The sequence below is a fragment of the Nitrososphaerota archaeon genome (assembly GCA_027887005.1).
GTDB lineage: Archaea > Thermoproteota > Nitrososphaeria > Nitrososphaerales > Gagatemarchaeaceae > UBA183.
Map to the genome: position 1 here is coordinate 319,250 of JAPCJI010000001.1, position 22,206 is coordinate 341,455.

General features: G+C 60.3%; 24 protein-coding genes. 9 read left to right on the plus strand and 15 right to left on the minus strand.

The annotated features are described in order from the left end of the window. The first annotated feature begins 239 nt into the window (after positions 1-239). A complete protein-coding gene (locus OK438_01565) occupies positions 240-1,061 on the plus strand; it encodes a hypothetical protein (GenBank protein MDA4124128.1) in 822 nt (273 codons plus the stop codon). An 86-nt stretch (positions 1,062-1,147) separates the two neighbouring features. Here the strand turns inward: OK438_01565 and OK438_01570 are convergent, their stop codons facing one another. The 6 genes from OK438_01570 to OK438_01595 all read right to left on the minus strand — a co-directional run bounded on the left by OK438_01570 (position 1,148) and on the right by OK438_01595 (position 5,948). Continuing rightward, positions 1,148-1,537 carry a Zn-ribbon domain-containing OB-fold protein gene (locus OK438_01570; GenBank protein MDA4124129.1) on the minus strand — a complete coding sequence of 130 codons (390 nt, stop codon included), beginning with the start codon at positions 1,535-1,537 and terminating at the stop codon, positions 1,148-1,150. Beyond that, the gene (locus OK438_01575) at positions 1,538-2,701 is read right to left on the minus strand and encodes a thiolase domain-containing protein (protein ID MDA4124130.1); all 1,164 of its coding nucleotides are present in this window, start codon (positions 2,699-2,701) and stop codon (positions 1,538-1,540) included. 8 nt (positions 2,702-2,709) lie between these two features. Beyond that, a complete protein-coding gene (locus tag OK438_01580) occupies positions 2,710-3,753 on the minus strand; it encodes a hydroxymethylglutaryl-CoA synthase (protein MDA4124131.1) in 1,044 nt (347 codons plus the stop codon). A 107-nt stretch (positions 3,754-3,860) separates the two neighbouring features. Continuing rightward, complete coding sequence (locus OK438_01585; protein ID MDA4124132.1) at positions 3,861-4,049, minus strand: RNA polymerase Rbp10; 189 nt, start codon at positions 4,047-4,049, stop codon at positions 3,861-3,863. Positions 4,050-4,109: 60 nt separating this feature from the next. Continuing rightward, complete coding sequence (locus tag OK438_01590) at positions 4,110-4,823, minus strand: polyprenol monophosphomannose synthase (GenBank protein MDA4124133.1); 714 nt, start codon at positions 4,821-4,823, stop codon at positions 4,110-4,112. A gap of 12 nt (positions 4,824-4,835) precedes the next feature. Further along, the gene (locus OK438_01595; protein ID MDA4124134.1) at positions 4,836-5,948 is read right to left on the minus strand and encodes a DegT/DnrJ/EryC1/StrS family aminotransferase; all 1,113 of its coding nucleotides are present in this window, start codon (positions 5,946-5,948) and stop codon (positions 4,836-4,838) included. Between the two features lie 66 nt (positions 5,949-6,014). Between OK438_01595 and OK438_01600 the strand changes: the two genes are divergently transcribed. Both OK438_01600 and OK438_01605 read left to right on the plus strand, forming a co-directional pair. Continuing rightward, positions 6,015-7,013 (plus strand): hypothetical protein, encoded by a 999-nt coding sequence (locus OK438_01600; GenBank protein MDA4124135.1) that lies wholly within the window; start codon positions 6,015-6,017, stop codon positions 7,011-7,013. A 27-nt stretch (positions 7,014-7,040) separates the two neighbouring features. Then, complete coding sequence (locus OK438_01605) at positions 7,041-7,586, plus strand: hypothetical protein (protein MDA4124136.1); 546 nt, start codon at positions 7,041-7,043, stop codon at positions 7,584-7,586. Here the strand turns inward: OK438_01605 and OK438_01610 are convergent. Then, positions 7,583-7,945 (minus strand): hypothetical protein, encoded by a 363-nt coding sequence (locus OK438_01610; protein MDA4124137.1) that lies wholly within the window; start codon positions 7,943-7,945, stop codon positions 7,583-7,585. The genes OK438_01605 and OK438_01610 overlap by 4 nt on opposite strands. Positions 7,946-8,053: 108 nt before the next feature. Between OK438_01610 and OK438_01615 the strand changes: the two genes are divergently transcribed. Further along, positions 8,054-10,585 carry a DNA-directed DNA polymerase I gene (locus OK438_01615; protein ID MDA4124138.1) on the plus strand — a complete coding sequence of 844 codons (2,532 nt, stop codon included), beginning with the start codon at positions 8,054-8,056 and terminating at the stop codon, positions 10,583-10,585. Here OK438_01615 and OK438_01620 read toward each other — a convergent pair. Then, on the minus strand, positions 10,582-11,181 hold the full coding sequence (locus tag OK438_01620) for a mechanosensitive ion channel family protein (protein ID MDA4124139.1): 600 nt from the start codon (positions 11,179-11,181) through the stop codon (positions 10,582-10,584). The two genes, OK438_01615 and OK438_01620, sit on opposite strands and share 4 nt — an antisense overlap. A gap of 96 nt (positions 11,182-11,277) precedes the next feature. On the opposite strand from OK438_01620, the gene OK438_01625 reads away from it, so the two are divergent. Genes OK438_01625 through OK438_01635 form a run of 3 tightly spaced genes read left to right on the plus strand, consistent with a single transcriptional unit; the run spans position 11,278 to position 13,670 of the window. Beyond that, positions 11,278-11,742: a GyrI-like domain-containing protein gene (locus OK438_01625; GenBank protein MDA4124140.1), complete on the plus strand. Its 465-nt coding sequence runs from the start codon at positions 11,278-11,280 to the stop codon at positions 11,740-11,742. Positions 11,743-11,791: 49 nt separating this feature from the next. Next, positions 11,792-12,646 (plus strand): acyltransferase, encoded by an 855-nt coding sequence (locus OK438_01630; GenBank protein ID MDA4124141.1) that lies wholly within the window; start codon positions 11,792-11,794, stop codon positions 12,644-12,646. A gap of 13 nt (positions 12,647-12,659) precedes the next feature. Beyond that, complete coding sequence (locus OK438_01635; GenBank protein ID MDA4124142.1) at positions 12,660-13,670, plus strand: agmatine deiminase family protein; 1,011 nt, start codon at positions 12,660-12,662, stop codon at positions 13,668-13,670. A gap of 13 nt (positions 13,671-13,683) precedes the next feature. Here OK438_01635 and thrS read toward each other — a convergent pair whose 3' ends face one another. Further along, positions 13,684-15,387 (minus strand): threonine--tRNA ligase, encoded by a 1,704-nt coding sequence (gene thrS / locus OK438_01640; GenBank protein MDA4124143.1) that lies wholly within the window; start codon positions 15,385-15,387, stop codon positions 13,684-13,686. 16 nt (positions 15,388-15,403) lie between these two features. Continuing rightward, positions 15,404-15,607, minus strand: coding sequence for a hypothetical protein (locus OK438_01645; GenBank protein ID MDA4124144.1), 204 nt, complete (start codon positions 15,605-15,607; stop codon positions 15,404-15,406). Between the two features lie 57 nt (positions 15,608-15,664). Here OK438_01645 and OK438_01650 point away from each other — a divergent pair, with 57 nt between their 5' ends. Continuing rightward, a complete protein-coding gene (locus tag OK438_01650) occupies positions 15,665-16,234 on the plus strand; it encodes a CDP-alcohol phosphatidyltransferase family protein (protein MDA4124145.1) in 570 nt (189 codons plus the stop codon). A gap of 71 nt (positions 16,235-16,305) precedes the next feature. Next, positions 16,306-16,956: a peptidylprolyl isomerase gene (locus OK438_01655; GenBank protein MDA4124146.1), complete on the plus strand. Its 651-nt coding sequence runs from the start codon at positions 16,306-16,308 to the stop codon at positions 16,954-16,956. Positions 16,957-16,963: 7 nt separating this feature from the next. Here OK438_01655 and OK438_01660 read toward each other — a convergent pair whose 3' ends face one another. From OK438_01660 to OK438_01680, 5 genes are read right to left on the minus strand one after another with little or no spacing between them, the layout of a single operon-like run. After that, complete coding sequence (locus OK438_01660) at positions 16,964-17,239, minus strand: 30S ribosomal protein S26e (GenBank protein ID MDA4124147.1); 276 nt, start codon at positions 17,237-17,239, stop codon at positions 16,964-16,966. Between the two features lie 50 nt (positions 17,240-17,289). Beyond that, complete coding sequence (locus tag OK438_01665) at positions 17,290-18,222, minus strand: ABC transporter permease (GenBank protein ID MDA4124148.1); 933 nt, start codon at positions 18,220-18,222, stop codon at positions 17,290-17,292. After that, complete coding sequence (locus OK438_01670) at positions 18,213-19,280, minus strand: ABC transporter permease (protein ID MDA4124149.1); 1,068 nt, start codon at positions 19,278-19,280, stop codon at positions 18,213-18,215. The genes OK438_01665 and OK438_01670 overlap by 10 nt, the downstream gene beginning before the upstream one ends. 20 nt (positions 19,281-19,300) lie before the next feature. Continuing rightward, positions 19,301-20,797 carry an ABC transporter ATP-binding protein gene (locus OK438_01675; GenBank protein ID MDA4124150.1) on the minus strand — a complete coding sequence of 499 codons (1,497 nt, stop codon included), beginning with the start codon at positions 20,795-20,797 and terminating at the stop codon, positions 19,301-19,303. Between the two features lie 59 nt (positions 20,798-20,856). After that, on the minus strand, positions 20,857-22,137 hold the full coding sequence (locus OK438_01680; protein ID MDA4124151.1) for a BMP family ABC transporter substrate-binding protein: 1,281 nt from the start codon (positions 22,135-22,137) through the stop codon (positions 20,857-20,859). Positions 22,138-22,206 lie beyond the last annotated feature (69 nt).

Below are 22,206 nucleotides of genomic sequence, written 5' to 3' on the forward strand. Positions count from 1 at the left end.
CGCTTTCTGGGATTGATTCTGCCTACTCTACGATAGACTTGTAGCCGTATAGACGTTCAAACAAGCGAATCTACTGAGGGTCAAGAGATCTGAATCTACGTACTTCGCGCCAATCCCGGACTTTAGAACATTGGCAAAGAGGAGATTTCAGAAGGTCACGAAGACAGAGACACCTTGTCGCTGGAAGAACCCCGTTAAGCTTATCGAACGGCCCTCACTTGGCGCAGGGGGGTACAAGATTGATTGAGGTGGCTGGAAGGTTCTCGCTAAGGTTATCCGTAACCGTGGTCCTGCTTTGCGTAGTAAGCGCCGTCAGTGGGGTCCTTGTTGGTGCGAGCTTCTTCGCGCGAACGACATCAACACTGCAAACCACTACGGCATTCAACAACATCAACGGCACTCGCACTGCAACCGTCATAGGGACAGTGGAGAATGCTTACCTTTTAACAAACGGATCGCTGGTGGTCACTTATCGCGCAGGAGGCTACGATGTACTGGCCTTTGGGACTGGCTTCTTGTGTGCGCCCTCGCATGATGAACAAGCTTGGGGCCCCGTAGCAACCAACCAGTCTGTCGTCCTAAGAACGAACTTGGGAGAGAATCTCACTGAAGGTACCAGCTGCGGGTTCTTTGTGACACCGAACAGCAACAATGCACCGATTGTGGACATGAAAGTGTATCCCAAAGTCGCTGCGGCAATCCCATCGCCTGGGGGCCTCAATCTCACTTCAGCTTCGTTAGAGATTGTTCTGAATCGCGTTTGCACAACCGTTGGGTTACTGAATAACAATACATTTTGTTACAACCCAATTCATGTCACCGTCGCACTGAAGAACTCCGGGGCGAGTCCCATTACATCAATAATCATCGAAACGATAGGCGTGGGCACAATCCCGAACCAGTCGTTTCTGTATGGCGGGGTTCCGGTTTCCCCGAGTAATCCTGTTCCACCCAAAGCCGTCGCGCTACTTGATGAGGAAGGGCTCACGGGCAGCTCTTTCGTCTTCTGCGCCACATTCCAGAGCGGATCGGCGGCGTCGATCTACGTGGTCTTCCAATAGCGGCCACTTGGAAGATCTCGGCAAAGGGGAGAAATCCCATCCTTCTCGAGCGTCCGAGTATGTATCGGCCAGATTGACCGTTACACTCAACTGGCGACGATAAACTTGTATCCGTAGGTGATCTGCCCCGACTCCCCGTCAACCCTGGCCCGTCTGACTGTGGCCCTGACCTTCGCGCCGGTCTTCACAAGTTCGTCCGGCGAGTCGACTAGCTGGGTGAGGACCTTCGCCCCGTTTTCCAGCCTCACCAAAGCAAGGAAGAATGGCGCCTGGGCTTCAAACCCTGGGAGTGTCTCGTGGAGCTTCGTGTAGGTGATGATCTTTCCAGTCTGGGGCATCTGCTTGTCCTTCACACGCTCGGACCCGCACCCCCTGCAACGATAAACGGGGGGGAAGAACTCGTCGCCACAGTCTTCGCATTTGCTCCCGAGGAGCCGGTAGTATCTGTCGCGCAGCCGCCAGGACTGGATGGTCAACTAGGACGCCCTCCCGAAGACATGAACAGCGCTCGTGGAGTCGACCCCTCCGATGTTTTGAGTCGCCGCGTACCGAGCACCCTCGACCTGGTTCTCCCCTGCGCGGTCGGTCAGCTGCATGTGAGCTTCGACTATCTGATACATGCCCGTGGCGCCGACTGGATGTCCCCGCGCCTTGAGCCCTCCAAATGTGTTGATGGGCAGGTCCGACCCTCTGCTGTATTTCCCTTCCTTCGCGTCCCGCGCCCCCATGCCCTTCTTCGAGAAGCCCATGGCCTCGAGCGAAAGCGCGCCCACCACCGAGAATGCGTCGTGCACTTCGAGGAGGTCGAGCTTCTTGGGAGAAAGCCCGGCCCGCTGCATCGCGCCCCTGAATGCGTGCCTGGTGGCTTTGAAATCGAGCATGTCGTCCCTCTCGTACAGGCTGAATTCTGCTGTGGAAACCTGGCCTCCCAGGACCTCGGTCATAGCTTTCCTTGCACCTGAGGCTGCCTTCTCGTTGACCAGGAGGACGGCGGCGGCCCCGTCCCCGACCGGGGCGCAGTCGAAGAGCCTCAGGGGATCGGCGATCATTGATGAGCGGCTTACCACGTCTGCAGTGATGGCCTTCCTGAACTGGGCGTGCTCCGCAGTGACTGCGTTGGCGTGGTCGATGACCGGGATGGAGCTCAACTCGTCCCGGGAAACGTTCATCTGCTCCATGTAGTACCTTGCAAGAAGTCCGTTAAGGGCTGCGAAGGTGGCCCCCACGAACTGCGTGTATTCAGCGGATTCTGCCATCGACAGGGCCTGGGAGACCTCCTCGGGTTCCAGGTCCCTCATCTTCTCGACCCCGACTACCAGGGCCGAGTCGATGGCCCCACACTTCACGAGAGAATAGCCGAGATTGAACGCCGACCCACCAGACGAGCAGGCGGCTTCGACCTTGAACGCTGGGATGCCCGAGAGACCGAGCGCGCTTGCGAGCAGGGCGCCCAGGTGCTCCTGTCCGGCCCCGATGGCGCTGAACATATTGCCGACGAGGATCTGCTGAGGTTTGACCCTGGGTGCTCCCTTTAGGGCCATGCGAGATGCCTCCACTGCGAGGTCTGGCAGGGACTTTCCCCAGTGGTCGCCTATCTTTGTAAGGCCCGCTGAGGCAATGTAGACCTTGGATTTCGCCAACTTTTCTCCTACTTGTGCAGTTTGTCTCTGAATTTACTGTAGATGGAGTAGTCTATCTTCAAACTGTGATTCATCAGCGACTTCACCGTCTGATTCCCTTTTCTTGCCTTCGTGATGCCGTCCAGGACCTCGATGCAGAAGGCGTCCGACCCTGCGCCTGAGCCGAAGCTAGCGAGCAGGATCTTGTCCCCCGGTTTCGCTTCGTCGAGGACGGCCGCGAGGCCAATGGGAGAGCTGCCGGCGTAGGTGTTGCCGATCATAGGGTTGAGGAGCCCGGTCTTGATCTGCTCCAGGGTGAACCCCAGCCGCGTCGCCACCTCCACTGGGAACCGAGGGTTGGGCTGGTGGAAGACCGCGTAGGTGAAATCGGAGGCCTTGTGCCCTGTTTCCTCGAAGAGGGTGTTCACCGCGCTCTCGATGTGGAAGAAGTAGGCGGGCTCCCCAGTGAATCTCGAAAGATGCCTGGGGTACTTCTCGTGCGACCTGCGCCAAAAGTCGCCCGTGTCGGACACGAAGGATGTGCTGCAGTCGATCACGGCTACGGCCTTCTTGCTCTTCCTGCCGATGACGTAGGCCGCCCCGCCGCTTGCAGCCGTGTACTCGAGGTCGTCCCCGGGACGCCCCTGAGCGGTGTCCATCCCCACGGCCAGACCAGCCTCGATCATCCCGGAGCCCACCAGACCGGAGATGACCTGAATCGCTTCCGTCCCCGCCTTGCAGGCAAACTCCAAGTCGGCGGCTAGAGTGTGATGCTGTCCGAGGGCCTGGGCGACCATGGTGCTGGTAGGCTTGACCGCGTAGGGCTTGGACTCGGTGCCGACGAAGACCGCGCCAAGCTTCTCCACGCCCGACATCTTCACTGCCTGCTTCGAAGCCTCAATCGCCATGGTGACCGTGTCTTCGTCCATGGAAGCGACCGCCTTCTCGATGTTGGGGCCAGAGCCTCCCCCCTTCCAGACCCTTGCGATCTCCGTCGTAGGGAGTCTGTAGTAGGGGATGTAGGCTCCGTAGCCCAAGATTGCTGAAGGCTGCTTGCTTCTCATCACGTGCATGGGAGAATTTATCGTGCCAGCTTCATCCCGTAGTTAAATGATTAGGCAAATAAGCATTGTATTGATAGGCGATTGTCGAATCAACCGGGTCGACCCTGGAATACGGTCTAGACGGCCTTGATCTGCTTGACCACCGACGGCCTCGCCTTTCTGAATACCCGGTAGCCGCATATGCATTTGACCTCAGGAAGCTTCGAAAGCTCCTCCTGGGTGGTCCGAGTTCCGCACCTGACGCACTCGTACACCGCGCTGGCGAACACCTTCGCAGGCTGTTCTTTTGGTGTCTCTACTGACAATTCAACGCACCTGAGGTTCTCGTCGTATATTTGCCTTGCTCCGGATGTGTGTGCTCGGCTTCAACTAAGCGCGATCCTGAGGACCGCGACAAAGAACCTCAGCATGTCCCGAAGTCCTAGTTTGGACTTTCCTAGAGCTCTTGCGGAGAAGGTGTACGGGACCTCGACGATTCTCATGTTCGTTTTCAGAAGTTGGAGGGATGCTACCTGAAACTCGAATCCCTTGGCAGGCAGGGGGGTGTTCGCCACTTCGGCGGCTGCCTTCGCCCCGTAGGCCCGGAAGCCTGACGTCGAGTCCCTGACCGGGAGGCCGAGCAATGTCCTCGCATACCCGTTCGCTCCCTTGCTGACGACCCTCCTCCAGAAGTTCCATCCTGAAACCGAACCGCCTGCGATGTACCTCGAGCCTACTGCGACATCGGCCCCGCCCCTTACAGTCTTGACCAGCTCGGCGATGGCCGAGGGTGGGTGCTGGAGGTCCGCGTCCATCTCGACGATGATCTCTGGGGCCAGGGTTGAGATTGCTTCTTTGAACCCGTCCTGGTACGCGCTCCCGATCCCTCTCTTCTCAGTACGGACGAGGAGCCTCACCCAGGGTTCCCGAGAGGAGATCCCCCGCACGAGTTCCGACGTCCCGTCCGGGCTCGAGTCATCGACGAACAGCAAACTGAGCCCTTGTATCGCGCAATTCCTTACCTCGTCGACCAGCTTCGGGACGTTCTCCTTCTCATTGTAGGTTGGCACCACGACACAAATCCCCTGCGGCGATGCCATAGACGCGATCTCCTAGAGGAGGCCGCGGGTTGCAGCGATGAACGACCCGGCGACTCGTTTGATCTCTTCGGGGCCGAGCCTAGGATGGACAGGGAGGGAGAGGACGTGGTTCGAGGCCTCCTCAGTGTTCCTGAGGGTCCTTCTGCCATAGCCGAGCCGGACGTACAGCGGTGTCTTGTGGACCGGGAGCTTGAAGTAGACTGCAGCCCCGATGCCCGCTTCGTTGAGCCTCTTGAGGACCTTGTCCCTGTTCTTCCTGAGGCGCAAGGTGTACAGATAGTACGCGTGGGTCCTGTCAAGGGCGTCCTGGGTGAACTCAGACCCTTCGACCATGGAGATTTCCTGCCCGAGGAGCTTCGCGTTTCGTGCTCGTGCTTTCAAGAACCCCGCGAGCTTGTCCATCTGGGACGAAGCGATTGCCGCTGGGATCTCGGGCATCCGGTAGTTGAAACCCAGGTGCCTGGTGTCATAGCCGTGGACCATGCCGTGGTTCCTCACAAGCCGGAGCTTTTCCTCCATCTCGTCGCTGTTCGTGGAGACCGCTCCCCCTTCGCCGGAGGTCGCCACCTTGGTGGCGTACATGCTGAAGCAACCCGCGTCTGACAGCGTTCCTGTCTGCTTGCCCTTGTACTCCGCACCAAGGGATTCCGCTGCGTCTTCGACCACGCTGATGGAGTGGGTCGCCGCAGTCTCATTGATCTCGTCCATGTCTGCCGGGTAGCCGTAGAGGTGTACGGGTATCACAGCCCTCGTTCGCTTCGTGATCGCCCTCCTGAAAAGGACCGGGTCCAAGTTATAGTCCTTCTTCGTGTCCACGAAGACGGGCTTCGCCCCGCACGCGAGCACCACGTTCGCGGTCGCCACAAAAGTGAACGATGGAATGACCACTTCGTCCCCAGCCTTGACCCCAAGCGCCAGGAGGCTCGAGTGCAGCGCGGCTGTCCCCGAGTTCACCGCGACGACGTGCTTCACCCCTAGGAGCCTCCGCACCTTGGCCTCGAACTCCTTCACGTACTTGCCCCCCTCGTAGGACGCGTCGGTGAGCTTCCCGCTTTCAAGCACAGACAGGACTGAAGCCTTCTCCTCCTCGCCCAGGATGGGCACGTTGATCGGGATGAAGTCCAAATTCCCCGACTGCCCCACAGAGCAAGACTATTTGAAAGTCATGAAGCTGTCCTCATCCCGCGCGTGATGAGAAGGCCATCGTGGAAGACGCTCGCGGTCATCTTCCTGGTCGCTGTCGGGGCAAGGCTGTTTCTGGTGGCCTTGCCTTTCGCCTACATCCCCGACATCTACTACTACGACGCCCAGGCAATCCAGGCCCTGTTCTCAGGGGCTGACCCCTACGGCCACAACTTCACCGTCCCGTCCGGCCTCCAGACCCCCGGGGCCCAGAATTCGTTCGCATACCTTCCGGGGGTACTCCTGTTCCTGGCCCCGTTCGGGGTGGCCGGGGACGTGCGCCTCGGCTTGATAGCCTGCGACCTCCTCGTCGGCTTCGCACTGTTATACATGGGTGGCAAGTGGGCGACTTTCGCCGCTGGGGCTTTCCTTCTTTTCCCCGCGACTGTGCTCTTTTCGACCTGGTACCCCAACGACACGCTGGTAGCCATGGCGTTCCTCGGCCTCGCGTTGATGCTCGAAGTCAAGGGAAAACCCTACGCTTCCGCTCTGTTCGTGGGCGCATCACTCGCCTCGAGCCAGTTCGTCTGGATCTTCTATCCGTTTTTCCTGCTGATCTACCTGAAAGGAAGGCGCCTCCGCCAGGCGGCGTTGGGGTTGGTGACGGCGGCCGCCATGGTAGCGCCCTTCCTTGTTTGGAGCCCCGCAGCCTTCATCCATGACACCGTCTTTTTCGAATTCGGGCGGCCTGTTCAGTCGCTCGTCACCCCTGAGCCCTTTGGATTGAACGTGAACCCCACCATAAGCGGCATCTCCATGACCTTCTTTGGCGCCCAAGTGGGGTTCGCAGTCAAGGCTGCGATACTCCTCATGGTCCTCGCGCTACTGCTCTACAGAACGAAGTCATTCCCCTCTGCGTTGCTGAACGGCTCCATCTTCCTCCTGGCGGCGACCTTCATCCTCCCCAACGACTTTTCGCCCTGGTACCTCGAGCTCCCCTTCCAGCTGCTCCTTGCTCGCCTCGCCCTCGCCCCAACCGAGGGAGACGCTAGGGCCGCGAACCCTTAAAGCAGACTCGGGGTCGCGCATGCCGAATTGGCCACGGGGCCTACGCTTACTCCGGGAACCAGACGAGTCTTCAGAGTAGTCACCTGGCTCTCCTTCGTCACCATCCTGGTGGTCGCCACCTACGGCGTCGTCGCTTCCTATGGGACCAAGTTGCCCGTCGGGCAGACCCTGGTCGACGTCTACTGGCCCATCTCGCCGTACTTTGCCCAGCCCGTCACCTACTTCAGCGTGGCCTGCATCGCGTTCTTCTACGCCGGACTGAGAATCTGGCAGGAAAGGATCATGCGATGGCCCCCTGCCCTCCTCTCGTTCCTTCAGCTCTTCGGATTCGTCGTCGCCTTCTCCTCGGCCTACGAGGTTCTCTACAATTTCATGCTCTGGGGGTCGACCTACTCTATCGCCTGCGCCAACTCGATAATAGCACACACACCGTGCAACCCCGACGTGATAATCAGCTCCTACCCCGTCCCCTGGAACCTGGTCTTTGCGACCAGGGCGTTCGCAGCCCTGTTCGTGATCAGCGGATACTCAGTCTACTACCTGAGGCGCCTGTCCGGGTCAGAACTGATCTAGGCTTCGGGGACCTTCGGAGAGTAGGCCGCGTAGAGGATGAGAAAGTGCACCACCGCGAAGGCCCCAAACCCCGCCAGGGACAGCTCTGCGATTGTGGAGAAAGGCCCGCCCACCAGAGGGACGTTGGCATAGGCCGCGTATCCTGAGAGGAGGAGCCCGAGGACGGCCGAGGCCGTGGCCCAGGCCCAGGTCAGCCTCGTTGTCGGACGGACCCGGAGCAGGATTCCGGCTACGAGGCAGGTGAACACTGGCCAAAGCACGAACCAGCTCGAGAGGTAGGCGACCGTGAGCCAGACCACTCCCACGGCCAAGAATGCATAGGCAACATTCACCCTGAGTGCGTCCAGAATCCGGGACATCTGCGCATGCGCCCCTTGGTCTCGATATAAATTGTGCGAGTGGAAAGCTAGGGGGCGCGGTAGCCTTATCTGGGTTGAGCCCTGGATGGCAAACCAGCTGATTTCACTATGCAATCGGTCGCCCAGAGCAAGAACCTAGCGAAGCAGCTTGCGGAGCTGACTAGGCCCGTCACCGAGCTTGACGAATCCCTCCTTGCCTCGGCCACCTACGACGGGGACCTACGCCTTGCCGTCCTGAAGTTCTACGACCAGAAGTCGGGAAGGTTTTGGCTCTGGAAGGACAACACTCGGCACCGGCCCTACTGCTACACGAGGCTGGGGCTGGATGAGCTGGGGGAGATCAGGGCCAGGAAGGACGTCATCGAGATTACCGAAGAGGAGAAGCTCGACCTCCTGAACGATACCCGGGTGAAGATGAGGAAGATAATCACCACCGACCCCCTGGCGATAGGCGGAGGGAACGACAGCATCAGAGACCGGGTGAAGGCCTGGGAAGCGGACATCAAGTACTACGAGAACTACGCCTATGACAAGGGCCTGAAGATGGGGACCTACTACAGGGTCTCCAAGGGGAACGTGATCCCCGTGGCCCACCCTGTCCCCGAGAAGGTAGCGCGTTCGCTCGACGACCTATTGAGGCGGAATCCCCCAGAATTCGCTCCGTATCTGAAAGAATGGGCCCAGCTCCTTGGTGAGCCGCTCTGCGAATTCAAGCGGATAGCCCTGGACATCGAGGTGGCCAACGAAGCGTCGCGCCTCCCCGACCCCGAGGACCCGAAGCGCCCGGTGATTGCCGTGTCCTTCTTCAACGAGAGCGAGCAGACTGTCTACGTCCTGCGGAGCGGCAAGGACGCGGGGGAGCTCGGAGGGAGACCGTACACGGTTCAGCTGTTCGAAGACGAGGCGGAGCTGCTCAGGGCGGTCATGGCCAAGATCCTGGAGTACCCAATCATAATCACCTTCAACGGAGACGATTTCGACCTCCGATACCTGCAGCACAGGGCCGAGAGGCTCGGGATCCAGGAAGGAGAGAACCCCATCCAGTTGGAGAGAGTCGCAGCGTCGCTGAAGCACGGGGTTCACATAGACCTCTATCAGTTCTTCAGGAACCGGTCGATCCAGGTCTACGCCTTCAGCAACAGGTACTCGGAGCACACGCTCAACGGCATCTCCGAGGCCCTCCTGAACAAGTCGAAGATCGAGTTCGATGGCGAAATAGGCGACCTTCCACTGGCCGAGCTGGCAGGCTACTGCCTGAACGACTCGCAGCTCACCTACGAGCTGACTTCCATGGCGGGCTCGGTGGTGATGAAGCTCCTGCTTGTCATCTCGAGGATCGGGAAGATGCCCATCAACGACGTGTCGCGGCTGGGAGTCTCCAACTGGATCCGGAGCATGCTCTTCTTCGAGCACCGGAAGATGGGAGCACTGATTCCCAGGCAGGACGAGCTCGCGGAGAAGGGGGGCGCCTCATCTCAGGCGATAATCAAGGGGAAGAAGTACAAGGGAGGACTCGTGATCGAGCCGAAGCCCGGGGTGTTCTTCGACGTCTCGGTCCTGGACTTCGCAAGCCTCTACCCTAGCCTGATCAAGGTCCACAACCTGTCCTACGAGACTGTCGACTGCGTCCACGAGGAATGCCGTTCCAACACAGTTCCCGACACCTCCTCCTGGGTCTGCACCAAGAGGAAGGGGATCACCAGCCTAGTCACGGGTTCCCTGAGGGACCTACGGGTCAGCCATTACAAGCCCCTGACCAGGGACGCGACTCTAAGCAAAGAGGATAGGGAGCTGTACAACGTCGTAACCCAGGGCCTCAAGGTCTTCCTCAACGCCATCTACGGCAGCATGGGTTTCGAGACCTTCGCGTTCTACTGCCTCCCCGTCGCGGAGGCGACCGCGGCCCTGGGGCGGGACGCCATCACGAAGACCATAAAGAAGTGCGGCGAGCTGGGGATCAACGTCCTCTACAGCGACACGGACTCGATCTTCCTGCAGAACCCCTCGAAGGAGCAGGTCTCAGCGGTAGAGAGATGGGCGAACGCCGACCTGGGAGTGGAACTGGACCTGGACAAGACCTACCGCTACGTGGCGTTCAGCAGCCGGAAGAAGAACTACTTCGGGGTGCTCCCCGACGGGACGGCGGACATAAAGGGTCTGACTGGGAAGAAGTCTCAGACCCCCGAGTACCTGAAGGAGACCTTCTACACCGCGTTGGACATCCTCAGCCAGGTCAAGACAGAGTCCGACTTCGAGAAGGCGAGGGCCGATACGAGGGCGCTCCTGACCAGGATGATCGGCCAGCTCAAGAAGAAGGAGGTCCCGGTCGAGAAGCTGGCGTTCAACGTCATGATGGGGAAGCCCACGGAGAAGTACAACGGGACGACCCCCCAGCACGTCAGGGCTGCGAAGCTGCTGGAAGCGCGGGGGAGGGAGATCAAGGCCGGGGAGATCATAGCCTACGTGAAGACGAAGAACCCGCCCTATGTGAAGCCCGTAGAGCTGGCCAAAGTGGAAGAAGTAGACGCGGACAAGTACATCGAGTACGCCCATTCGATGTTCGACCAGATGCTGGACGCCCTGGACTTCAGCTTCGACGAGATAATGGGAGCGACGACCCTGGACTTTTTCTGGTCCTAGACCGCGAGTTTCTTCCCCAGGCGTGCGCCGGCCGTATGATTGAGGATGGGTCCGGCCGAGAGGTTGCTGTTGCCGATGATGGCGATGACGCCCTCTCCAGTCCTGACCCAGGTGGTCCTCATGTTCAGTCGCACCACCTCCCCCTTGGTGGACCCGAATTCGATCACATCCCCTAGGCGAAGTACCCCATCTCTCAGCATCAGCACCCCGGCGATTATGTTGGACAGGGTGGTCTGGAGGGCCAGGGTGACTGCTAGGCCTCCGATACCAGAAAGGGTCAGAGAGGTGTAGGTGGAGGAGATTCCGGCTATGCCCGTGACGGCCGCGGCAGCGGCAAGTATCATCAGGAGAGCGACCCACTGCCTGACCGAACTCGAGACTGACTTCGGGGCCCCCGCCCGCTTTGCCAGCCGCTCGACCAGCCGGCCGAACAGAGTCCCGACTAAGATGATCGCCGCCAGGGCCACCACTACGTAGGCGAAGGTCAGGAGGAGGGGCCGACCTGTCGCGAACTGGGCGGTGGTGACGCTGGTCGAATTTGTGATGGGAGTAGTGACGAGCTGCAGGAAGGTCAAACCCAGCGCTTGAGGGAACAAAGCCCACACCTCGGTGTTTCACAGCAGGGGAAAAGGATTTTTGCACGTCCGCGGCGGGTTTATTGCACCTGGGGAAGCCCTCACTTCGAACGGGGCTTGGCCGAACCAGAGGTCAAATTCACAGTCTGTCCGAAGGTCTTCGTGGCCTCCATCAAGAGGAACGGTCCCTACTCCGGGGTCGCGGCGGCAATCAGAGAGCTCAAGGAGTGGATCGATTCCAAGGGCATCGAACAGGCGGGCCATCCGTTCTGCCTGTTCTACGACAACCCGACGGAAACTCCAGAGTCGGAGCTGAGGAGCGAGGTCTGCATCCCGGTCGTGAAGCCCTTCAGAGCCGAAGGGAGGGTGGAATCGAGGGAACTGCCAGAGACAGCGGTGGCAGAGACGCGGCACAAAGGGCCTGCGGAGGACTTCTCCAAGACCTACGGGCCGTTCCTGGAGGGGCTGCTCAGGGGCGGCTACAGGAACATCGGCCCCGCACGTGAGTACTTCATGACAGTCGCCGATGTCACCGGCCCCGGCGCCGGATTCCTCATCCAGCAACCCCTCGAGAAGTGCTAGCGATTCACGTCTTGTTAATATGGAGGATTCGGGCCGGCGAGTTCCTCCGATGAGACAGAATCGTTCAGAGTCGCGTGTCAAGATAGCCCTGGTGCAGATGGCCGCGACCTACGACTACGACGCCAACATCGCCCGGGCAACGAGCCTGGTGTCGGAGGCGTCGGAAAGGGGCGGGCAGATCGTGTGCCTTCCCGAGCTGTTCTATTCCCGATATTTTCCGAGGACCAAGGGGGGGGAGCAGGCTCCCGAAACCATCCCAGGTCCCACATCCGACTCCCTCTCGAAGGCTGCGAAAGCAGCCAGGGTGGTCCTCGTGGGAGGGTCAATCTACGAGAAGAGGGGAAGGTCTCGCTACAACACCTCCGTCGTCTTCGACGAGCGGGGGAAGATGGTCGGAAGGTACAGCAAGGTCCACGTCCCCCAGGACTCGCACTATTACGAGCAGGACTACTTCTCCCCGGGGAAGAGGTACACTGTGGTGGACACCGACCGGGGGAAGGTGGGGGCTCTCATCTGCTTCGACCAATGGTTCCCCGAGGCGGCGAGGGTCAACAGGCTGATGGGCGCGCAGATGCTCTTCTATCCGACTTCCATCGGCTGGGTGAAGGGGATAGACCCGGTCGAGGGTGACTGGCACGAAGCCTGGGAGGCGGTCCAGAGGGGCCACGCGATCGCGAACAGCTTGGTGGTCTGTGCGGCCAACAGGGTCGGGGTCGAAGGAGACATGACTTTCTGGGGTGGCTCTTTCGTCTGCGACCAATTCGGGAAGATACTGGTCCGGGCGGACGACAGGGAAGGGGTCTACATTGCCGAGTGCGACCTCGGGCTGGGGCCCGAAGTGGAGGAAGGGTGGGGCTTCCAGAAGCTCCGCAAGCCGGCCACCTACGGACGGATTGTAAAGTAGAGGGATGGACAGGATGGACCCGACCTGGTCGATGCCCGCGGAATGGGAGAGGCACGAAGCGACCTGGCTGTCATGGCCGAAGAATCCAGACACCTTCCCCCCGGAAGTACTCCCGGGGGTCGAGGCTGCTTACACGACCATGGTCGACGCCCTCTCGCGAGGGGAGAAGGTCAGGGTCCTCGTTGACGACCTGAACGAGGAACGAAGGGTTGCGGACGTCCTCTCTGGGATCGACAACATCGAGTTCCACAGGTTCAGGACCGCAGACGTGTGGGTCAGAGACTACGGCCCCATCTACGTCCGTGGGCGAGGTCAGGCGCTCACCAAGTGGATGTTCAACGCCTGGGGCGGGAAGTACGACGACCTGATGGAGGACAGCCTCGCCGGAGACAGGATCGCCGACTCTGCCGGACTTCCGGTCTTCAGGCCCGGGATTGTCCTGGAAGGAGGGTCGGTCGAAGTGAACGGACGGGGGACCCTCATGACGACGGAGCAGTGCCTCCTGAATCCGAACAGGAATCCGACCCTCTCCAGGGCCCAGATCGAAGAGTATCTACATGACTTCCTTGGAGGCCGCAAGATCGTCTGGTTGAAGTCTGGCATCGAAGGGGACGACACCGACGGGCACATCGACGACATCGCAAGGTTCGTAGGCCCCTACCGAGTCGCCTGTGCGACAGAGGAGAATGCGAAGGACCCCAACCACGGAGTCCTCGCCAAGAACAGGGCCATCCTTGAGTCAGCCTCCGACCAGGATGGAAGGAAGCTTGAAGTCGTCAGCCTCCCGATGCCAAGAAGGGCGGATTCGCAGTTCGGAAGGCTGCCAGCTAGCTACGCCAACTTCTACATCGGCAACGCGGTGGTGCTCGTACCCGCCTTCGGATGCGAGCAGGACGAAGAGGCAAGGGAGACACTGAGGCGCGAGTTCCCCGGCAGAAGGATAGTCAGCATCGACTGCAGGGGCCTCGTCTACGGGCTGGGCACTCTCCACTGCGTGACCCAGCAGGTTCCAGTCTCAGAATAGGGCGACAGCCGCACTAGCGGTTGGCGGCAACGTCTGAGGCGACCCGGCCGATGAAGGACTCGAGCCTGACCCCCTGCTCCTGCTCTCCGGCTCTGGTCCTGACGGAGACGGTCTTCGAATCCTCCTCCTTCTTCCCCACTACTAACATGTAGGGGATCTTCTGAAGCTGGGCGTTCCGTATCTTCGACCCCATGGTGCCGCTTTCAAAGTACCCTTCGGCCCTGACGCCTGCTGCTCGGAGCTCGGAGAGGACTTCCTGCGAGTAGACAAGGTGCTCGTCTGAGAGGGGAATCACGCACGCCTGGACCGGCGACACCCAGACCGGAAGGGCCCCCTTGTAGTGCTCCAAGATGATCCCGATGAACCGCTCGAGCGAGCCGTAGATCGTACGGTGAATCACCACGGGGACGTGCTCCTTCCCATCGGACCCGGTGTAGGCCAGCTTGAACCGCTTCGGCATCTGAAGGTCCAACTGGATTGTACCGCACTGCCATTCCCTCCCCAGCGAGTCTTTGATGTCCACGTCTATCTTGGGTGCGTAGAAACTGCCTTCCTTGTCCTTGACTTCGTAGGCCAGCCCCTTGGCCTCGACTGCCTTGACAAGGGTCTTGGTTGCCCTCTCCCACTCCTCCACGCTTCCCATGTGCTCGTCGGGTCTGGTTGAGATCTTCACTTTGTACTTCAGCCCGAAGACCGAGTACATCTTGTCGAGCAGGTCGAGGAGGCCCACCAACTCGGACTCGGCCTTCTCCTCGGGCGCGAAGATGTGGGCGTCGTCCTGAGAGAGGACCTTGACGCGGAAGAGGCCAGTCGCCACTCCGCTCAGCTCGTTCCTGTAGACCGGGTCGAAGTCTGCGAACCTCACCGGGAGCTCCCTGAAGCTCCACCTGCGCGACTTGTAGATCAGGAAGATAGAGGGGCAGTTCATGGGCTTGAGTCCGAGCTCTTCTTCTCCCAGGCTCGTCAGGAACATGTTCTCCTTGTAGTGCTCGTCGTGACCGCTGACCCTCCAGAGCGTCATGTTGGCCAGGGCAGGGCTGCTCACTTCGATGTATCCGCGCCTCCTGAGCTCCGCCATGATGAACTGAACCAGCAGGTTCCTCAGGGTGAGCCCCTTGTCATGCCAGTAGACCATACCCGGGGAGGGCTCCTGGAAGCTGAACAGGTCGAGGCGTTCGCCGATGACCCTGTGGTCCGTCTCGGGGAGGGTTCCGAAGTCGCTCTTCTTGATCCGCGCGAGGAGCTCGCCTTCGGAGAGCTCCCTCCTCGGATGGGGGGGCTTCTGCTGCTCGGGGGCGGGCTTCACCCCCTTGGAGTAACTGCGAGACATCTCCGCCAGGGGGTGGCCTTTGACCTTCAGCTGGTAGGCCTTGTTCCAGCCGAAGGGAGACCTAGACGTCTCGATTCCGGCGTTCTTCGCCTCCCTCTCCATCGCCTCGAGGACGGGGAGGGCGTCGGCAGGCCTTGCCAGGTCGCTGCTCAGGTGCGCGAACGGATAGATCATCACCCTGTTCGCTCCGAGGTTCTTCAGGAAGGCCTTGAGCTCCCCCACTGCCTTCGCAGCTACCTCTCCGTCGTCCCCCTTTTCCACAGCGGTGAACAGGACGACCGTATCCTCCTCCCTGACCTTCCCCTTCTCCGCCTCCTCGGCTCCGGGGATTTCTTTCTTGATAGGCTCGTATTCGATGAAGTCTACGTGGAGCTGGAGGATCCTCAACGCGAAACCCTGTTGATTACCATCGGGCCCTTTCCAGGTCCTTCGATTTCTTGGTCGCCTTCTTCCAGACCTTGTAGTGGTCGTGGCACAGGTAGACCCTCCTCCCTTCTCCGGAGACCGAGAGGCCGCTCCCGCCGATCTGTGAACGACTCAGGGAGCGCACGGCGGGATTGGAGCAGCCGCCCACGTTGCATCCCACGCCCTTGTCTATCTTGCCCAAGGATGTTCCCGAGCGTGTTTCACTATTTATAGCGTTGCACAGTCGGGCTCTCCCCCGATGCTCGACAGGCTGAGGGGGCGACTCAAGACCTACTTCTGGGAGATCGGGAAGGCTTTCGCGACCCTGGGCCTCTCCCCGACGGGGTGGACCTCCGTCGGTCTGGTCGTCTCGTTCATCTGCGCAGCCGCCTACTGGACCGCAGGCCAAAGGGGGGAGCTCACCGCTGGGCTGCTTATCCTGCTGGCAGGGTTCCTCGACATAGTCGACGGAGCAGTGGCTCGGTTCACCGAGAGGATGTCGAAGAGAGGGGCGTTCCTCGATTCGACCCTTGACCGCGTGTCTGAGGTGGCAATCTTCCTGGGGATACTCGCCGGTGGCCTGGCGAGCCCCGTCGCCGTCGTACTCGCACTGTCGTTCAGCCTGCTGGTCAGCTACTCGCGCGCGAGGGGGGAGTCCCTAGGCACGAGCCTTTCTGGGGTCGGCATTGGGGAGCGGAGCGAGAGACTGCTCGTCCTCGCAGTTTCGTCCATTTTGGGCCTGGTCGGCTGGGGCGTGGTGCTGGTAGCGGTCTTGGCTCTCTTCACCTTCCTTGAGAGGACGGCGAGGGGAGCGATGAGCCTGAAGTAGAGGCACCGGACCGGATCGACCGGCTTCACCGAATGATATTTCAACGAACTCGGCGGGACCCTTCCCGAGGGTTGTCCTACAAGCCCAGGAACAGGGTGCAGACGAGGGTCGTGACCGGCCGGCGAGTCGCTTCGGTCCTCGTAGCCGTACTCCTGGCCACTTCTGCCTGGTTTGCCTACGAGACCTACTTCGTCAAGCCTGCCCCAGAGTACGCCACGGTCTACACGACCAAGGGGTCCTTCGAGATCGAGCTCTTCCCGGCGGCCGCCCCAGCCACCGTGGCGAACTTCGTAAATCTCGCGGATTCTGGATTCTACAACGACCAGGTGTGGCATCGGATATTCCCGGGCCTGCTGATCCAGACTGGAGACCCGAACACCAGGGGCGGGCTGACAAACAGGTCGACCTGGGGGGTGGGGGGTTCGAGCCAGACCGTCCCCCTTGAGATCGACCGCTCGCTTCACAACTATCAGGGCTACGTAGGAATGGCCAGAAAGGAAGCGAACAACAGCGGCACCTCGCAGTTCTACATCAACCTGTCAAACAGCACCCTCAACCGCAGCCTTGACGGAAACTACACGGTGTTCGGGAAGGTCGTTTCTGGATGGAGCGTAGTCCAGTCCATAGCAGACGTGCCCACCTATGCCTACGGACTGAAATTCGCAGGACAGCCGATAGACCCGGTCTTCGTGAACGTTATCGTGATATCGAAGTCGCCCTAGAGTCTGGCTACCAGTTTCGTCTTTCTGACGCCGCTCTGACCTTTACAATGCCGTAGTGGACGCTGCAGCTAATGCAGTAGTACCGCGTGGTGGTGGGGGAGGCGATGTACGCGCCCGCCGCTCTCAGCTCCCTTGCCAGGGTGGGTTCGACAAGCGACACCCGGGTTGTGACCTTCTTCGCCTTGTCTCGGGGAACGGCAGCGCCGCAGTTGCTGCAGTAGATCAATCCTCCGCGCCCCTTCCCTCCCTTGGACCGTCCTCGGCTCTTTCTCTTCTTGGTCAAGACTTCTGAAGCTCTTGGAGGCTGGAGCCTCTTTAAACATGTCCCCGTTGTTATTCTTTCTTGTAGGGGGTCGCGAGGGCAGTGGGGGGCCTCAGGCGCTTCGAAGCGATGGCCAGCACCGCCACCGTGAGGACGTAGGGTATCGTGCTGAAGAGGAAGAAGACAGGCCCGGTGGTCGCGACAACAGTGGTAAGGCCTATGCTCGCCCCGAAGATGAGCCCCGTGGCCAGTACGTAGGTGGGGTTCCAGCCGCCCGCTATCACAGCTGCGATTGCGATGAACCCGATTCCCGCGGTCGCGTTCCGTGTGTAGGAGTCGAAAAGGTCCACGGTCAGGTAGGAGCCCGCGAGGCCCAGGAGGACCCCCCCCAGAGACGTGGCGAGAATCCTCGTCCTGGCGACCCCGATTCCTGCCACCTCTGCGGCCTTGGGATTCTCCCCCACGGCCCTGATGTGGAGGCCGAACTTGGTCTTGGAAAGCAAGAGGTAGGTCAGGAGTGGGAGGACGAACATCAGTATGGTCAGGGGGCTTATCCCGATGGAGAGGTTGGAGGAGATGTTGTGGATCACGAAGACAGGGGGGATCGTGTTGGAGACGGGCGTTGTGCCGTTGATCCGCGACCCAAGTATCTGCTTGGCCGATAGAACGTAGATGATCCCCAGCGCGAAGATGTTGATGCCGATGCCTGCGATAACCTGGTCCACGTGGGCTTTGGTGCTAAGGAACGCGAAGACGAAGTTCATTGCGACGCCGGTGGCGACGCCAATGATCAGAGGCAGGTAGGGGTTCGCGATCCCGAGGATGAGCTGGAAGTAGACGTTGGAGAGGGCGGCTGTAAAGGATGCCATCAGCATGACCCCCTCGATTCCTATGTTCAGGATGCCCGATTTCTCAGTAATCAGCTCCCCCTGGGCGGCGATTGAAATCGTGGTGGCGTACTGGAGCCCGAAGACGGCGACCAGGAGAACCGGGGCTAGGTCCATTTCCTTCTCCTGCCCGCCTTGAGTATTACGGTGCTGATGTGAGGCATCGACATGAAGACGATTATTATTCCCTGCATCGCCCAGATGACGTAGACGTTGAGGCCGCTCGCCCCCACGCTGGCCGACCCGGCCACGAGGACGCTGAAGAAGATGGCGGAGAAGATCGCACCGATCGGGTTCGAGGCCGCCACCAGGGCAACCGCGATTCCCGCGAACCCCTCACCGCCGAACCATCCGGCGGCGAACCCCACCTGATAGCATGCCGAGGACCCGCACGAGTGCCCAGCGGCCAGGACGTCCCCGGCCCCCGCCAGTCCTGCGACTAGGCCTCCGATGACCATCGCGATGACCTTGGTCCTCCGCGGGTTCACCCCCTTGGCTTCGGCCGGGTGCGGACCCAACCCGGTAGCGCGGATCTTGTACCCTAGGGTCGTCCCCCGGAAGAAGTACTCAGTCCCTATGGCGACAACAACCGCGACGATAATCATTATCGATGTCGTGAAGAAGGGAAGGCTGGGGATGGAGGCCAGGGGAGGTATGGCGGCCGTGTTGTAGAGCCGGGCCTTGGGCTGGGCGTCCACTATGATGCTGAGGAAGAGCGCAGCCGAAATCGCCTCGCCGACGAAGTTCAGCATGATCGTGGTCACTATGGCCGAGGCGTTGCGATAGGCTTCGAGGATTCCGGGGATGAAGGCCCAGAACGCCCCCACCAGCATGGCAGCCATGACGGCAACGAGGGGCCAGATAATGAACGGGAGAGGGAAGACTACTGCGACTATGGTGGCCACCGCCCCGGCCATGAAGATCTGTCCCTGGGCACCGACGTTCCAGATGCCCGCCTTGCCTGGGATCAGGAATGCGAGGGCCGAGAGGATCAGGGTCCCGGTGTAGGTCAGGACGTAGGACTGACCGTCGCGGTTGCCCAACGCCCCGTTCACCAGGGTCCCGTAGACCTCGAGGGGGTTGTAGCCCACGATAAGCATCAGAATCGAGGCAGCGAGGAGACCGAGCAGAAGGACCAGGACCTGGGGGACGCTGGCCCTCAGGGCCTTGACCACCCGGCCCTCGGACCGGGCGGTCAGACTGCTATCCCGCCCAGTAGCTTGCCCAAGTCTCCTATGCTCGCTCCGCGTTCCAGCTCCCCGATTATCTTCCCCTCGTAGAGCACCAGTATCCTGTCGCTCAGGTCGAGGGTCTCGTCAAAGTCCGCGCTCACCAGCAGGACGCCCCTCCCCTCGTTCCTGGCCTCGACAAGGAGGGACTGGATGTACTCGGTGCTCGCCACGTCCAGGCCCCGGGTGGGCTGGTGGGCGATGAGGAGGTGAGGGCCCCCCGAAAGCTCTCTCCCCACTATCACCTTTTGCTGGTTGCCCCCCGAGAGGTTCCTGGCTTTTACTTCGACCCCTGGGGTGGCCACGCTGAAAGTCTTGACGATTCCCCTGGCGAACTCTCTGACCTTCGCGAGGGAGAGGAGGCCCGAGCTTGAGAAGCGCGGCTCGTCGACCCGCCCCAGAACTGTGTTCTCTGCTATCGAGAAGTCCAGGACGAGGCCGCTCAGGGCCCGGTCCTCGGGGACGTGGCCCACCGAGAGGTCGAGGATCTGCTTCGGAGCGAGGGCGTTGGTGCTATGGCCGTTGATCGAAATGGTGCCCGAGACGGGCCTGTTCATGCCGGTGATCGCCTCGATGAGCTCAGACTGACCGTTCCCCTCAACCCCTGCCAGGCCCACGATCTCGCCCGCCCTCACCTTGAACGAGCAGTTCTGGACAGCCCTCGGCTTGTTCGGGGTCGAGACCACGAGGTCTTTCACTTCGAGCAGGTCCTCCCCGGGCTGACGGTCGACGAACTTGAACTTCCGCTCCACGTCCCTGCCCACCATCATGTTGGCGAGGATGTCGAAGGCCGCGTCCTTGGTGTCGATGGTCCCAACGACCTTCCCCTTGCGCATGACCGTGATGCGGTTGGAGAGGGCGATGACCTCCTTCAGTTTGTGGGTGATGAAGATGACAGTGGTGCCGGCGCCCGCCAGCTTCCGCACGGCCTTGAAGAGCTCATCCGCCTCGAGGGGGGTGAGGACGGCCGTCGGCTCGTCGAGGATAAGGACCCTAGCTCCCCTGAAGAGTGCCTTCAGTATCTCGACGCGCTGCTTGAACCCCGTGGGAAGGTTCTCCACGAGCTCGTCCTGGTCGATGGGGAGCCCGGTCTCCTGAACAAGCTTGGTCACCCTGGCGTTCGCTCCGGCTGCGTCTAGAATTCCCAGCCTCGAGGGCTCGGCGCCCAGGATGATGTTCTCTCTTACCGTGAGGTTCGGGACCAGGGTGAAAGCCTGGTGGACCATCCCGATGCCGAGGGATATCGCGTCGCGAGAGCTTCTTATCTTCGCGGGGACTCCGTCGATTGAAATCGAGCCGCCGTCCATCCGGTAGAGCCCGTAGAGGACGCTCATGAGGGTGCTCTTCCCAGCACCATTTTCCCCAAGGAGGCCCATGACCTCTCCCTTGGAGACGCTGAAGTCCACGCCGTCCACCGCGACGACACCGGGGAACTCCTTCCTGATCCCAGACATCGAGACCATCGTCTGGGGCACGTTAATCACAAAAATGGGAAATAGGTGAGCAATCTACTCACCTAGTTCTAGGTTGGGGAATCGTTGTAGTTTTCTGGGATTACGATGGTTCCGTTAAGGATGCCGCGCGTGATCTGGGTCAGTATGTTCTTGGCCGCTGGTGTAAGGTACTGGCTCGAGTACTGGAAGGGCGTTGGTCCGACTGCGCCCTGGGCGAGGCCCAGTTGCAGTACGTTGCGCACGTGGCAGGGCTGGTCGCCTGTCGTGCCGCAGAGGGTCGTGGACCCGCTGAAGTAGCCGCCGCCGAACGTGGCTGCGTCGTTCCAATAGTTGGAGTAATTGCCGTATACCACCGACTGCATGACCTTGAAGACTCCGAAGTCCACCTTCTTTATTTCAGAAGTGAGGACGAAGGAGGGCGCGCTGAAGGTGGAGGAGTTCTTGACGAAGAACCCGTAGGTTCCGTAGTAGTCCTGGTTCGCATCGACTCCGATGCCGAAGACTGGCGGCTTTGCAGATGTGAAGTTCCAGCCCTGCTGGATGTCATACTGCCCGACGGCCTTGAGTCCACCGATGCCGGTTCCGCCTGCGACCATGAATACTATGTCAGCTCCCTGCGAGATGAATGATTGGGTGATGCGTTGGCCTCCAGCCGGATCGCTGAAGCCCACACTGAAGTCTGTGCTGTCAAACTGCTTGAGCAATGTGACGTTCTTGTGGAGATAGTTGGAGGCCCATACCGCGCCGGCCTTCCAACCGTTCCAGAACTTGTAGATGATCGAGAAGGGTACCCCGCCGAGGAATGCTATCTTGTTCGTGTTCGTCATGGCCACCGAGAGCGCCCCTACTATCGCGCTACCAGTGTGTTCGGTGAACTTGATTGCTATGACGTTCGTCAGGTTATAGATGTCACCGTCGACCTGGGCGAACTTCTGGTTCGGATACTTCGCCGCTTCCTGGGCGATGGTTGGGTCCATGTTGAACCCGACTCCGACCACGAGGTTAACGTGCTTCGCTATGATAGCCTCAAAGTCTGAGGTGTAGTCGTTGGAGCTGGCGGCCACTACATAGTGGGTGTCGACACCAAGAGTGGTGTTGGCCTGCGACATTCCCTGGAAAGCCAGGTCGTTGAAGCCGCGGTCACCCAGCCCTCCGACGTCGAAGATTACGCCGATGGACATCCCCTTGCCGGGGAGCGGTCCTGCGGTCGTGGTGGTGGTTGGAGTGGTTGTGGTCTTTGTGCCCGTTGAGGAGATGAAGTAATACGCCACTGCGGCAGCTAGCAACAGGACGATTATGACTGAGACGCCGATTGTTGTGCTAATCCCATTTCTAGAATGAACGTTCAAATTGTTCTCGCAGCCCTCCTCGCGTTTGGTTATTTAAACGAGCCACGAAAAAAGTCGGCCGATTGCGCT

Bases quoted from the DNA above. Each gene is read 5' to 3' on its own strand.
- OK438_01675 (MDA4124150.1), bottom strand. From the start codon at position 20,797: ATGGTCTCGATGTCTGGGATCAGGAAGGAGTTCCCCGGTGTCGTCGCG.
- OK438_01665 (MDA4124148.1), bottom strand. From the start codon at position 18,222: ATGGACCTAGCCCCGGTTCTCCTGGTCGCCGTCTTCGGGCTCCAGTAC.
- OK438_01650 (MDA4124145.1), top strand. From the start codon at position 15,665: ATGCTCGACAGGCTGAGGGGGCGACTCAAGACCTACTTCTGGGAGATC.
- OK438_01615 (MDA4124138.1), top strand. From the start codon at position 8,054: ATGCAATCGGTCGCCCAGAGCAAGAACCTAGCGAAGCAGCTTGCGGAG.
- OK438_01590 (MDA4124133.1), bottom strand. From the start codon at position 4,823: ATGGCATCGCCGCAGGGGATTTGTGTCGTGGTGCCAACCTACAATGAG.
- OK438_01600 (MDA4124135.1), top strand. From the start codon at position 6,015: ATGAGAAGGCCATCGTGGAAGACGCTCGCGGTCATCTTCCTGGTCGCT.
- OK438_01635 (MDA4124142.1), top strand. From the start codon at position 12,660: ATGGACCCGACCTGGTCGATGCCCGCGGAATGGGAGAGGCACGAAGCG.
- OK438_01630 (MDA4124141.1), top strand. From the start codon at position 11,792: ATGAGACAGAATCGTTCAGAGTCGCGTGTCAAGATAGCCCTGGTGCAG.
- OK438_01580 (MDA4124131.1), bottom strand. From the start codon at position 3,753: ATGCACGTGATGAGAAGCAAGCAGCCTTCAGCAATCTTGGGCTACGGA.
- OK438_01610 (MDA4124137.1), bottom strand. From the start codon at position 7,945: ATGTCCCGGATTCTGGACGCACTCAGGGTGAATGTTGCCTATGCATTC.